Raw genomic sequence first — 13,248 nt, forward strand, 5'->3', positions numbered from 1 at the left:
ACTCGATCGCATGCCCCTTGCCGCTGCAGTAGGCACCTGGGTGCTACGCACTGCCATCGCCCAAGCCGCGCAGTGGATGCGGGCGGGTACGCCGATACGAGTTGGGGTAAACCTCTTTGCAGCACAATTCCGTTCTGGAAGCTTGCCCGAGCGTATCGCTGCAAAGCTGAGCGAGAACAATCTGCCTGCCAATTTGATTGAGATCGAGCTCACCGAAACGATTGCGGTCAAAAACAGCAGCATGGTCAAAACAGCCTTGAGCGCGCTGCGACAGCAGGGGATCGGCATTGCCCTTGATGACTTTGGTACTGGCTATGCATCGCTCAGCGTTCTGAAAGAGCTGCCTGTTACTCGATTGAAGGTCGACAAGTCCTTTGTTGAGGGCATGGTGGCCGGGAGCCCGGATGCCGTTGTCGTCGACTCGATATTGCGGATGGGTCAGAGCTTCCGCCTGGACGTCACAGCCGAAGGCATTGAGACTGTAGAGCAACAGGAATGGTTGAAGCGTTCGGGCTGCGCAGAGGGGCAGGGATACCTTTACGGCCGCCCCATGTCTGCAAGCGATCTTGACCATATCATGGCGGAGCAGGCCTCCGGCTTAGCCGCCTAGACCGGGAATATATGACAGTGATACTTACCGCGTAAACACCAGCTGCTGGGTACATTTCAAGGATGCTCAGCCGAAGGGTTGCATTATGGCTTAAGAACCCATAATTGCTTGGTCAGTAGCGGCTAGCTCGTGTGACGATTACCGGAAATAATCCGCGCCGACATCCTTGCCCAGTCGTCGGCGAACCAGACGGCGGGGTCTTCTGCGCAAACCGCCTGATCGTCATTGAGGCGGTCGCTAAGCACGGCATCCTCGTAATCGATCAGACACGTCTCGACCGTGTCATAGAACGCGCGAGCGACAGGACGGCAACCCTGCTGAGCGGCCGGCATAATGACCCCAAGCCGGTTCGAGCGCAGCCGGATCAGCTTGCCAGCCGGAAACACGCCGACACTGCGCATAAAGCGGAATAGCAGATCCCGATCGAAGTGGCCGTGCATCGCTGCCATCTGGGTCAGCGCCTCCACCGGCGACATTCCCTTCCGATACGGCCGGTGGGATGTCATCGCATCGTAAACGTCACAGATCGCCGCCATACGAGCGGCTTGGGTAATGCTATCCTCGCGCAGGCCGAATGGATACCCCGACCCATCGAGGCGCTCGTGGTGATGCAGGCAGACATCGAGCGCGGCGGTAGGTACACCTGTCTCCGCCAGCAGCATGGCGTGACCGATCTCGGGGTGCTTAGCGATCAGACTGCGCTCTTCCGCGATGAGATCTCCAGGCTTTCGCAAGATGGTCTCGTCGATCTGGAGCTTGCCCACGTCATGAAGGAGGCCCGCAGCGCCGAGATCACGAACGCTCTCGGCAGATAGGCCGAGCTCACGTGCAAGACTTATCATTAGCGCGCATACCGCGACCGAATGGGTATAGGTGTAGTCGTCCTTAGCCTTAAGCCGGGTGACACTGGCGAATGCCGTGCTGTTCTGCTCCAGGGTCTCTGCGATGTCGCGGACAATTGCGAGAATCTGCGCAGTCGGAATCGATCGCCCAAGCCGGCAGTTGTCAAATATATCTTTGACCACCCTGGTAGATCGCTCTGCCAGCGCTGCTGCGCGAAACTCATCGGCTTTTCCGAATGCAGGCGGCGCGATAGCTCTTTTAGGCAACCGCTTTGACTGCCCACGCGCCGAGGGCGCGGCCAATCTAGCCTGTAGTGCAGACACTTTCTTGGGTTCAACAATCGGGCGGTCCGGCTGCACTTCCTTCTGCAGCGCCACGGGTGCACCTTTTTCAGGATCAATAAAAATGTCAGTGCCGCCGCCTCGTATTCGGAGGAGATCGTCATCTGATTTGATCACGAAATGGGCCCGCCAGAACGGGTGCGAAAGCCAGCTTCCGGGAAAACCATCCACGTACATGCCTAGCTCAGCCTGCTCGGGCTTGATGCGGATGGACATGCTTAGCTCCTGACCCTGTACTGCCCCTCCCGGGTCTTACAGGCACAGCAATGCCGCCCTACAGCCTTCCAAATGGTTTATATAACGAGGGAAATTGTCAGTCCGTTGCCGCCCGCCCGACGATACGCCGCGATGCGGATGATCGTGGCAACACCCCGTTTAGAAACCTCCGTTAGGGCCGCCGCATTACAATTCCGAGGTGATCCTTGTTTCAACAAAGCCGCCATGTTGCCAAACCGAGGGCGACCAAGGAACCGGCCCGCATGGGGCTGGACGTGCTGACCTTCCTGACCGAGCAGGGACTGACGCCGACCCCGGCCAATTATGAGCTCGCCTATTGCTATCGGAGCGATCGCCAAACCCTTGTCGCCCGTGCCATAGATGCGGTGACCATGACCGGGGATCAGCTCAGTCAAGCAAAGGCAACTGAGTTGCTGGCGGTTCTTAGGCAGACGAACGATAGTGCGCCGGACGATGAGCGCTCGCGCATGCGCGACCATACACGGGAGTTGGCTGATCTTGCCGCCTTGGCAAAGGCTGCGACAGGCCAGTTTGGTCGCGACCTGGCGGGCGGCCTCGACGAAATGGGCGTTGAAGGCGTCAATGTAGCCGCAATCGTCAGCGCTATGATTGAACGCAGCCGGGACACCGAGCAGGCCCTCGTCGAAGCCAGCCGCCAAATAGAGACGCTTCGTCAGGAGGTGGAGGCGGCAAAAGGCGATGCCAGCCGCGACGCCCTAACCGGGCTGCACAATCGCCGTGGAGTTGAAAGCGAAGTGTTGGGCCTCAGCGGTCGTCAGCATTCGGTCGTGGCACTTTGCGACATCGACCATTTCAAGCTTATCAACGATCGGCACGGTCACGCGATCGGTGACCGGGTGCTGAAGGCGGTAGCTTCGTCTTTAGCCGAAAGCTGCCACCCACATCTCGTAGCACGGTGGGGCGGAGAGGAGTTCATCATCCTGATGAACGGGGTAGATTTGAACAGCGCAGCGACCATGGTCAACCGGGCTCGAACTCAGCTCAGCACGCGCAGTCTCAAGGTCAGCGAAACCGGCGAGCTCCTCGGCACCATCACGTTCAGCGCTGGCGTAGCCGTACTCGACGGCCGAAAATTCGAAGTGGCGGTCAACAGAGCCGACATTCTTCTTTATCGAGCCAAAGCCAACGGCCGAGATCAGGTGATCAGCGAGCCTGTAGATCCGTAGCCGGTTGTTTACCCGTCTCTCGCTGAGGGCGCCATCTTCGTAAACCGCTCAGCAGGCGGGGAGTCAATGCCGGAGTTGCGCTTATCTGCGGTAGCCTACAATTGCTCAGACGGTCCAGCAAACCGAGGTGGGCCATGGTACGGGCGTCGCGGGCAGCGTGGCCACCAAGACCGAGATCACTCACACCAGCAAGCATAAGAAGGTGACCCGCCAAACCGTTCGTGAGACCTCCGTCAGCACCAGTGGTGACCACAGCACCACTGGTGAAACGTCGCATCGAGATCAACCTTTACCTGGGCTTCACAATCCGAGCACAGGCAAGTTATTCCTGTTTGGCTTGGTGGTGGACGGTGTCACACGCCAGTTCGACAGGGCACATCGAGTGGAAGCGTAATGATATGAACAATGATGGGCAATTTACTTCGGGGATGAGATCACTTCAACCTGACCATCGGCTTGATCCTAGCCGGCTTTGGATGCTGCCGGATTTCGAGCTTGTGACAGAGCACGATCAGCTACCTCCTGAGCAGAATGATGCGCTTGCGCAAGCAATCCGAGACGAATTTAATCGGCGAGGCCTCGGTAGATCGGAAGCCTAGCTCTTACTCGATGCATGGAAAAGCCTTGAAGCCGTTGACCGCGTAGTGGCTTAGACGCCACAAATTCTGCGCCTTTCACATACGCAAGACGCACCATTTTTAACTGGTCGGACGTTAACATCCCAGCGGCGCGCTATCAGTGTGATCCGCGTCTATTAACTGGAGACTTCGTTCATGGCTCGGATCTTGATCGTCGATGACGACGAAGTCTTGGCGGAGATCGTTACAGACCTACTCGAACAAGCTGGCCACATGGTAAGCGCCGTCTACCATGGAGATGAAGCGATAGATGCCGCATTAGCCAGTGCCCCCGATCTCATCATACTGGACTATGCCCTTCCTGGTCGATCAGGGATGGATGTCCTCAGGACACTGCGGAACACACCGGCCTTGGCTGATGTGCCAATCATGATGCTGACAGGCAAGCGAGGAAATCTTCTTCCCGCGCGTGCGGAACACGACGGGGTCGACGACTACATCAACAAGCCTTTCAACCCTGAGGAATTGGCCACCCGCGTTGAGGTCCTACTGAGGAGAGCATCGACCGTACGCGGTAGGCCTCGCTGAATCATGACTGGTTTTGGCTGATCCCGAGATCGTTGGTCTGATCCTTAGGCTAAGTTTCGCGACATAGCTTTGGGCGTTCGTGTATCCTTGTGTAGATATCAGCGGTAATTTGCACGCAGCCGTCAGCGCATGCCGAACGGTGGGGAGTGGTGGCTAGTCTGCTTGGCGCGCGTCATTAATACAACAGCAGTGATGCCGCATGCCGCTCCAGCCATCCCCTTGCGGACGGGGTAGATCACCATGACTGATGATGGAAAGCCGGAACCGGGAAGTGCCGAAGTCGCGAAACGAATGGCCGTGCTTCGCCGGCACCTCCATCATGCGGTGCCGCTGAGCGAGGCCGCGACCGACGCCGGCATATCAGCACGCACCGCCCGCCGCTGGCTCGCCCGCTACCGTGCCGACGGTCCAGAAGGGCTGGCGCGTCCGATCCGACCGGAAGCCGGCAAGCGCACCTTTCCGAAAGAACTGGTCGAACTGATTGAGGGCATGGCGCTGCTCAAGGCGCGACCGTGGCTGACGACGGTGCTGGACGATCACTCGCGTGTGATCGCGGGCTACATGGTCTTCCTCGGTGCGCCCTCCGCGCTCAACACGTCGCTCGCACTACCACAGGCGATCTGCCGCCCTACAATCAGCGCAACCGCATTGAGCGCATGTTTGGCCACCTCAAGATCAACCGTGCCATCGCCACCCGCTACGACCAACTGACCAGCAGCTTCCTTGGCATGGCCCACCTCGCCACCGCCAGACACTGGCTCAAATTTGTCCACGCCGCCTAGTACCTCAACAGTGGGGTGGCGGGTGCGATCGACCTGCACGCCACGCCTTCCCGTTTGGGAACCTGTGGCGGGACAGTCGCCCAGGCGATCACGCCGGCAGCCGTCCGGGGCACCTGCTTTCCCAAAATCTGTTCCCGATTGCTCTTTCTTGAAATGATCCTTTGGAGACGAAGAAACGGGAAAGATCGCGCTGAACGAATGGCCGTTATCGGGAATGCGGATCGCCAGCCTGAACGTCCGCGTGTGAGCGAGGCCGACAAGCGCCATCGGAGCTGCGAGGCAGCGCCCTGCTGAGCAGCTACGGGCAAAGTTGTCCCATGCTGGATGGCTCGCCGGCTTCCGAGCGGCAGACGAGGGGGCTAGTTACCCATGCCCATCGTGTTGTTAGCAATTGGTAAAACGCCATCGTCCGACGCCGTGTCGTGAGCTTTTGCCGCCGCAACCGATTGTGAGCTTGGACGTGCATAAACGGCCGCTTTACACCCACCTTGTTTCGTATACGTTACACGAAGTGACGGTTCGTGTCACCGGTTGGGGAGGGGGAACTTATGCGGCGAGCGGCACTCTTACTGGCCGTTACCGCGATCACGAATTTTCAAGCCGTTGCTTCGACGCAAGGGGATCTCGTCCCGCTGTTTGCACAATGGCGTCAAGCGGCGGCGCCGGAGACGGTGCGCGGCGTTCCCGACTTCACCCCGCCCGCGATTGACCGTACCAGGGCGCGTCTTGCCCGGATGCGCGCGCGGCTGGCTGCGCTGGATCGGTCAGGTTGGACGGCGCCGAGGCGAACCGATGCAAGGCTCATCGAGGCCGAGATGAACGGGCTCGACTTCGACGTGCGCGTGCTGCGTCCGTGGGCGCGTGATCCCGGCTTCTATGCCAACGTTTGGGCTGAAATGAGCGATGTGCCCGCGCATGAAGGCACCACCGCGCCGGCGATCGACCTGTTCCGCTACCAGTTTCCTTTGTCTAAGGCCGATGCCGCAGCGTTGACGCGCCAATTGCGGACGGTGCCGCCGCTGCTCGAACAGGCGCGCGGCAATCTGCGGGACGGCAATGCGCGCGACTTGTGGCGCTACGCGGGCCGGGCATTGCAGGACCAGGCGGATACGCTGGCGGCCCTTGATGCCGGCACGTTGCGCATGCGCACGCTGGACGGCGAGCCACTCGCCACGCTTGCTGGCACGTCGCCCCAGCTGCGTGACGCCGTGCGCCAGGCAAAGGCGGCAACGGATCGCTTTCGTGATTGGGTGGCCGATCAGGCGCGGGACAAGACGGGGCCTTCGGGCGTCGGCAAAGCCGACTATGACTGGTATGCGCATAACGTCCATCTGGTGCCCTATGGCTGGGATCAGCAGGTGACGTTGCTGCAGCGCGAGCTTGATCGCGCGATCGCCGGCCTGCGCTTGGAGGAACTCCATAATCGTGCCTTGCCGCCGTTGCCGCAGCGTGATGATCCGGCGGCCTTCCTGGCCTGGTCGAACGAGCGGCTCCGGCGGTTTGGCGATTTCCTCGTGGCGACGCGGCTGATGGACGAGCGGCCGGCCTATCGCGCCGCGCTGGCCGCCCGGCTGCTGCCCTATGCAGCGCCCGACAAACGCGACTTCTTCGGTCACGGCGTCGCGCTTGATCCGATGCCGCTCTATTCACATTTCTATCATTGGATCGAGCTGGCCCGGATGCGCGAGCAGCCTAACCCCGATCCTGTTCGCCGTTCGCCATCGCTCTCCAACATCTATGATGGCCGAGCCGAGGGGTTCGCCACCGCGCTGGAGGAGCTGGCGATGCACGCCGGCCTCTATGACGATGTGCCGCGTGGGCGCGAGATCGTCTACATCATGCTGGCCAATCGCGCCGCGCGGGGCCTTGCCTCGCTGCACGTGCAGGCCAACGAATGGGACCTGGAACAAGCCGGCCGCTTCCACGCCCGCTGGACGCCGCGTGGCTGGTCGGATCCAACTAGTGCGCTGGTCGGGTTTGAACAGCTCCTCTACCTGCGCCAACCCGGCTACGGGACGAGCTATGTGATCGGCAAGCTGCAGTTCGATCATCTCGTCGCCCGCCTGTCGGAACGCGCCGATCGCAGGGGCGCCACGCTGGACATGCGCGACGTCTTCGCCCGCTTCCTCGCCGCCGGCGTGATCCCGACCGCATTGATCGAAGACGAAATGCTGGAGGATCCGCGATGAAATGGTGCGTCAGCCTCGGCCTCATGACATTCAGCCTGGTCCTCGCCGCGCCGGCGCCGGCGCAGGAGATGCCACGCCTCGTCACCAAGCAGGGCCGCCACGTCATGATGGTCGACGGCAAGCCGTTCTTCATCCTGGCCGCGCAGTTGCACAACAGCAGCGCCTGGCCTGCGGTACTCGACGACGCCTGGGCGGCAGCCGATGCACTGGCGCCGAACACGATCGAGGCGCCGGTTTATTGGGAGCAGTTCGAGCCGCAGCCCGGCCAGTTCGACACCACCAATGTCGATGCGCTGATCGCCAAGGCGCGAGCTACCGGCAAGCGGCTCGCGCTGCTCTGGTTCGGCACCTGGAAGAACGGCCAGATGCACTATGTGCCGGGCTGGATAAAAAGCGATCCGGCAACCTATCCGCGCATGACCGATGCGCGCGGCCAGCCGATCGACGTGATGTCTCCGCACGCTCCGGCGACGCTGGAGGCGGACAAGCGTGCATTCGCCGCGCTGCTCGCCCACCTCAAGAAGGTCGATGGCGATCGCCACACCGTCATCCTCATGCAGGTGGAGAATGAGCCGGGGTCGATCGGCTCGGTGCGTGATTTCGGCGCGGCGGCGCAGGCGGAATTCGCCGGACCGGTCCCGGCTGCGGTGCTCGCGCGCACCGGGCGCAAGCCGGGCGACTGGCGTGCCGTGTTCGGCCCCGATGCCGACGAGGCGTTTGCGGCCTATGCCACCGCCCATTTCATCGATGCCGTCGCCGCTGCCGGCAAGGCAGTCTATCCGTTGCCGATCTACGTCAACACCTGGCTGCGCTACAAGGACAAGAAGTATCCCGGGATCGACTATCCCAGTGGTGGCGCGGTCTGGACGATGTTCGACGTGTGGCGCGCGGCCAGTCCGTCGGTGGATTTCATCGGCACCGATATCTATGCCGACGATGCCGGCGAGTATCGCAAAGTGCTCGATCAATACGCCCGCGCCGACAATCCGTCCTGGGTGTCCGAGACCGGGTTCAACACCAAGACCGCGCCGTTCCTTTATTACGTGCTGGCGCGCGGCGGGATCGGCTTCTCGGTATTCGGCATCGACAACGCGTCCTCGGCCGAGCACGATGCCGCGGTCGCCGCGCATCGCGCCAATTTCGCCGCGCTCGATCCCATCCGTTCGCTGATTGGGCAGGCCGCGCTGGACGGCCGGCTGTTCGCCGCAGTGGAGGAACCCGGCGCCGCCAAGCAGCGGCTCGATCTTGGCCAGGGTTGGCGCGCCAATATCGCGTTCGGACCGCCGCCCTGGGGCGACACGCCGGCGCTGCTCGGCAATTCGCCGGCACAATCCGGCCGCGCCATGGTGATCCGCCTGTCCGACACCAGCGTGCTGCTCACCGGGATCGATGCCCGCATCGAGCTGGAGCGCGTCACGGGCGATGGCCGGCACGGCCAGCTGCTGCGCGTCGAGGAAGGCAGTTACGTCGGCGGCCAATGGCGGCCCACGCGCTGGCTGAACGGTGACGAGACTGACTACGGCATCAACTTCACCGGTGCGGCCCGCATGATCCGGATCGACCTCGGATCCTACTGAGCCGTCGCGCCGACCACGAACAAAAACAGAAACGACCAGAGGACGCCTGAAAGACAGGGAGCACAACAACAAGGGGGTTAATGATGACCGGACAACGAAGCCTCGCATCGCGTCTTCGTCTGCACGCGGGCACGGGCCTGATGGCGCTGATCCTCGCCGGCGGCGTGGTGGGACGGGCGCACGCCCAAACCGCCGCAGAACCTGCCGCAACTGCCACCAGCGGCGATGAGGAAATCGTCGTCACCGGATCGCGCATCCGCCGCAACCCGCTCGACCAGGCGGCGCCGGTCACCGGTATCGACCGCGCGGACATCGACCGCACCGGCCTGTCCTCGATCGCCGACGTGCTGCAGCGCCTGCCAGGCAGCGCCGGCGGCCTCAACTCCCGCTTCAACCGATCAGGCAACAACGGCAACCCGCCGGACGGCGGCGGCGTGGGCGCGGGCTCGGCGGAAATCGACCTGCGCTATCTCAGCAGTCGCCGCACCCTCGTCCTGCTCGATGGTCAGCGCTTCATCAACGGCAGCGCGGCGAGCGGCATTCCCGGCGCCGTCGACCTTAACGCGATCCCCGAAGCGATGATCGAGCGCGTCGAGGTGCTGCGCGATGGCGCTTCCACCACCTACGGTTCCGATGCGATCGCCGGCGTGGTCAACATCATTACCAAAAAGCGGCAGAACGGCTTCATGGCGAGTGCGCAGGGCGGCGCCTTCGACAAGGGCGATGGCGTCACCCAGAATTACCAGCTGAGCTGGGGCACCGAGGACAAGGGCACCGGCACCTCGATCGTGTTCGGCGGCAATTACGTCAAGCAGGGCAGCGTCTTTGCCGGCGACCGCGCGCACTACGCCTATCCGACGCCGGGGCAGACGGCGTGCGATAGCAATTGTAGCTCGGGCAGCGCCAACGGCCGCTTCATCGTCACCAATCCGCTCACCGGCGAAGCGCTCAACCTAACGCTGAAGGCGCCGGTCACCGGGCGTCCGGTGTTCGATCCCCTCGATCCGACCGGCGCCACCAGCGATTTCAAAACCTTCACCAATGCCGATCGCTACAACTTCCGGCCGGTGAACTATCTGGTGACGCCCTATCAGCGCTACGGTGCCTTTCTCAACTTCAAGCAGGCGCTCGGCAACGACGTCAACTTCTCGACCAAATTGATCTACAATCGCCGCACGTCCGACAATCAGGCGGCGCCCATTCCGCTGTTCGTCGGCCCCGATGCCGGCAACGGCAACCTGCTCGATACGATCTCAATTGATGCAACCAATCCCTACAACCCGTTCGGCGTAACCTTGAGCGCTGGCAACAACGGTACGCCGGCGAACTACACCTATATTGGGCGACGCTTCCTCGAAGCGGGGCCGCGCCATTTCTCGCAGAGCGTCGACACCATGTACATGAACGGTGGATTCGACGGGAAGTTCAAGATTGGTAACGGCACCTGGTATTGGGATGCGACGGCCATCTATGCCGAAAACCATGCCAAGCAGTCGATGAGCCGCAACGTCAACGCCGGGCGTCTTGCTCAGGCACTGGGCCCGGTGGCAAACTGCACCGGCGACTGCGTGCCGTTCAACATCTTCGGTGGCGAGGGCTCGATCACCCAGGCGATGATCGATTACGTGACCTTCGTTCAGCGCGATCGCTCGGAACAGTCGATGGTCGATGCGACCCTCAACCTGTCGGGCAATCTGTTCAACCTTCCCGGCGGCCCGCTCGGCACCGCCGTAGGTTATGAGTATCGCCGCAACGCCGGTTCGTTCGATCCCGATCCCATCGTCGCCGCCGGGCTCGGCTCGGACATCCCGGCGCAGCCGTCGCAAGGCTCGTTCGACGTGCACGAGGTCTACGGCGAACTCAACGCGCCGCTGTTGCGCAACGTGCCGTTCTTTTCGCTGCTCGAAGCCTCCTTCGCTGCACGCTATTCGAACTACTCGACCAGCGGCAGCAAGACGACGCTCAAGGGCGGGCTGAGCTGGAAACCGGTCGAAGATCTGCGGCTGCGCGGCACCTGGGCGCAGGGCTTCCGCGCCCCGAGCATCGGCGAGCTGTTCGGCTCGCCATCGCGCTTCGACGGTGGCGTGCAGGACCCGTGCTCCGATTTCCTCAACTCGGGCGTGTCGCAGACCGTCGTCCAGAACTGCGTCGCTCAAGGGGTTCCTGCCAACGGCACGTACGTGCAGGCAAACGGCCAAATCGGCATCATCACCGGTGGCAACCGCCAGCTGAAGGCGGAGACGTCGGAAAGCTGGGTGCTGGGGGGCGTATATAGCCCTGGCTGGGCGACCAACAGCGGCTGGGCACGAGCGCTCAGCCTCGAGGCGGACTATTACACGATCAAGGTGGACAATGCAATCGCCTCGATCGATGCGGCGGTGCTGCTGGCAAATTGCACCGGCCTCGCCGACGCCACCGCCTGCGCCTCCATCCCCCGCACTGCGTCGGGCGCGATCACCCAGATCAATGGCGTGCTGCAGAACATCGCCTCGCTGAAAAGCGAGGGGATCGACATCATCCTGTCGTATCGTAGCCCGGATGTTGCCGGGGGCAGTTTCGGCCTCGCGTGGTCGAGCAACATCCTTCTCGAATATTCGACGACGCTGCCGTCGGCAGGCGGAACCACCACCGTCAGCGAAAAGGGGCTGGAGCGTGGCTCGCAAGCGTATCCGCGCTACAAGGGCAACATCGTGCTGGACTGGTCGAGCCCAAGCATCCAGGCATCGGTAACGGGGCGCTTCATCAGCAAGGTGACCGAGCCGGGTTATGATGATCACGTCATGGGCAACACCTTCTACACCGATGTTCAGGTTGGCTGGTCTCCGAGCGCCTGGGACCGCCGCTTCACTCTCACGCTGGGCGTGAACAATCTGTTCGGCAAACAGGCGCCCGACTGCCTGAGCTGCGGCGGCTTCGATCCCACGACCTACGACATGCCCGACCAGTTCGGCTATGCGCGCCTGTCCGCACGGTTCTGATAATAAGCCAAGCTGCTGCTCCAAACTACAGGAGCAGCAGTTTTCAGCTCCCATGCGAGGAGTACGGGCGACGCAAATCCGGGCGAAAAGCTCAACCGAAGATTGGACCAAAGCTCATCCAACCTCTGCAAAGTCGCTGTTGGCATCGATGCGGTCAGGCGACGATGACTAGCTCTGGGTCCGCGTCATCTCCGGAGGATTGATGTGTTGGCGGCTTTTGGTTGCTCGTGCTCGCGCGCTCGCTACGCTGTGCCGCTGCAAGGCGATGGGGAATGGGATGAGCCACACGTGGAAACTGGCGGCGACATTGCTCGCTGCGTCAAGCATGTCGGTCGCAAAGCAATATGAGCTGCCTGCGACGCCGGCGACCGTCGCATGGGGCCATTATGATGCGTCGGCGGCACCGGCCCTGACGGTCCGCTCGGGTGATACGGTGGTGGTGCATACCTTGCTGACCAATAGCCCTAAGGGTCTGGAAGGCGCAGGGCTGCCAGCCGATCAGGTAGAACCATCGCTGCGTGCGGTGTTCGACGGCGTGCCTGCATCGGCGAGGGGGCCGGGGGGGCACATCCTCACCGGCCCGATCGCCATAGAGGGCGCCCAGCCGGGCGACACACTGGAGGTTCGAATCCTCAAAATCGATCTAGCCATTCCTTATGCTTACAATGCTTTCGGGCCGACTACCGGCTTCCTTTCCGACGACTTCCCCTATCGTCGGATCAAGATCGTACCGCTCGATCGGCGGCTGATGACGGGGGCGCTGGCGCCCGGCGTAGAGGTGCCTCTGCACCCGTTTTTCGGTTCGATCGGTGTCGCTCCACCGGTCGCCTTCGGCCGCTACGATACAACTGCGCCCGCGATCCACGGTGGCAACATGGACAACCGCATGCTCGTCGCCGGAACGACGCTGTTCCTGCCTGTTCACGCGCCCGGGGCGCTGCTTGAGGTGGGCGATGGACACGCGGCACAGGGCAATGGTGAAGTGGACATCACTGCGCTGGAAACCTCGCTTACAGGCACGTTTCAGCTCGTGCTGCACAAAAAGGGAGAGGGTGCCGCCGTCGAGGCGCCATATCCGCGTGCCGAGACTCCAGACGCCTATGTGGCGATGGGATATGACGAGGATCTTTCCAACGCCGCGCGCAAGGCGGTGAGAAACATGATCGCCTTTCTTGTTGCGGCGAAGGGCATGTCACGCGACGACGCGTACATGCTCGTGAGCACGGCAGGTGATGTGGACGTGACCGAGTTAGTGGACCGGAGCAAGGGCGTTCACGTCGTGCTGCCCAAGCGGGTATTCACCAAGCGCTGACAGACCTTACCGAGGATATCGAACGC

The 13,248-nt window shown here is 62.0% G+C and carries 9 protein-coding genes and 2 pseudogenes; 10 read left to right on the plus strand and 1 reads right to left on the minus strand.

Annotated elements, in window-relative coordinates:
• A partial coding sequence (locus OXR60_RS16575) for an EAL domain-containing protein (RefSeq protein WP_267397060.1) occupies positions 1-610 on the plus strand: 610 nt, incomplete at its 5' end.
• A gap of 122 nt (positions 611-732) precedes the next feature.
• Here OXR60_RS16575 and OXR60_RS16580 read toward each other — a convergent pair.
• Complete coding sequence (locus OXR60_RS16580) at positions 733-2,010, minus strand: HD-GYP domain-containing protein (protein ID WP_267397061.1); 1,278 nt, start codon at positions 2,008-2,010, stop codon at positions 733-735.
• Between the two features lie 263 nt (positions 2,011-2,273).
• On the opposite strand from OXR60_RS16580, the gene OXR60_RS16585 reads away from it, so the two are divergent.
• From OXR60_RS16585 to OXR60_RS16625, 9 genes and pseudogenes are all read left to right on the plus strand, one after another.
• Entirely contained in the window at positions 2,274-3,218 is a 945-nt protein-coding gene (locus OXR60_RS16585; protein ID WP_267397062.1) for a GGDEF domain-containing protein, read from the plus strand.
• A 263-nt stretch (positions 3,219-3,481) separates the two neighbouring features.
• Entirely contained in the window at positions 3,482-3,817 is a 336-nt protein-coding gene (locus tag OXR60_RS16590; RefSeq protein WP_267397063.1) for a hypothetical protein, read from the plus strand.
• Between the two features lie 186 nt (positions 3,818-4,003).
• Positions 4,004-4,384, plus strand: coding sequence for a response regulator (locus OXR60_RS16595; RefSeq protein ID WP_267397065.1), 381 nt, complete (start codon positions 4,004-4,006; stop codon positions 4,382-4,384).
• 240 nt (positions 4,385-4,624) lie between these two features.
• Positions 4,625-5,005, plus strand: a pseudogene (locus OXR60_RS20040) (helix-turn-helix domain-containing protein); the annotation flags it as partial.
• Positions 5,002-5,106, plus strand: a pseudogene (locus tag OXR60_RS16605) (IS5/IS1182 family transposase); the annotation flags it as partial. The pseudogenes OXR60_RS20040 and OXR60_RS16605, both read left to right, overlap by 4 nt.
• A 608-nt stretch (positions 5,107-5,714) precedes the next feature.
• Positions 5,715-7,355: a DUF885 family protein gene (locus OXR60_RS16610; RefSeq protein ID WP_267397067.1), complete on the plus strand. Its 1,641-nt coding sequence runs from the start codon at positions 5,715-5,717 to the stop codon at positions 7,353-7,355.
• A complete protein-coding gene (locus OXR60_RS16615; RefSeq protein ID WP_267397068.1) occupies positions 7,352-8,932 on the plus strand; it encodes a DUF5597 domain-containing protein in 1,581 nt (526 codons plus the stop codon). Before OXR60_RS16610 ends, OXR60_RS16615 begins: the two co-directional genes overlap by 4 nt.
• An 83-nt stretch (positions 8,933-9,015) precedes the next feature.
• Positions 9,016-11,910 (plus strand): TonB-dependent receptor, encoded by a 2,895-nt coding sequence (locus tag OXR60_RS16620; RefSeq protein ID WP_267397069.1) that lies wholly within the window; start codon positions 9,016-9,018, stop codon positions 11,908-11,910.
• 277 nt (positions 11,911-12,187) lie between these two features.
• Positions 12,188-13,222 carry an acetamidase/formamidase family protein gene (locus OXR60_RS16625; RefSeq protein ID WP_267397070.1) on the plus strand — a complete coding sequence of 345 codons (1,035 nt, stop codon included), beginning with the start codon at positions 12,188-12,190 and terminating at the stop codon, positions 13,220-13,222.
• Positions 13,223-13,248 lie beyond the last annotated feature (26 nt).

The organism is Sphingomonas sp. GC_Shp_5 (assembly GCF_026540855.1).
In the GTDB taxonomy this organism is placed as follows: Bacteria; Pseudomonadota; Alphaproteobacteria; order Sphingomonadales; family Sphingomonadaceae; genus Sphingomonas.

Bases quoted from the DNA above. Each gene is read 5' to 3' on its own strand.
- OXR60_RS16620 (WP_267397069.1), top strand. From the start codon at position 9,016: ATGACCGGACAACGAAGCCTCGCATCGCGTCTTCGTCTGCACGCGGGC.
- OXR60_RS16580 (WP_267397061.1), bottom strand. From the start codon at position 2,010: ATGTCCATCCGCATCAAGCCCGAGCAGGCTGAGCTAGGCATGTACGTG.
- OXR60_RS16615 (WP_267397068.1), top strand. From the start codon at position 7,352: ATGAAATGGTGCGTCAGCCTCGGCCTCATGACATTCAGCCTGGTCCTC.
- OXR60_RS16625 (WP_267397070.1), top strand. From the start codon at position 12,188: ATGAGCCACACGTGGAAACTGGCGGCGACATTGCTCGCTGCGTCAAGC.
- OXR60_RS16585 (WP_267397062.1), top strand. From the start codon at position 2,274: ATGGGGCTGGACGTGCTGACCTTCCTGACCGAGCAGGGACTGACGCCG.
- OXR60_RS16610 (WP_267397067.1), top strand. From the start codon at position 5,715: ATGCGGCGAGCGGCACTCTTACTGGCCGTTACCGCGATCACGAATTTT.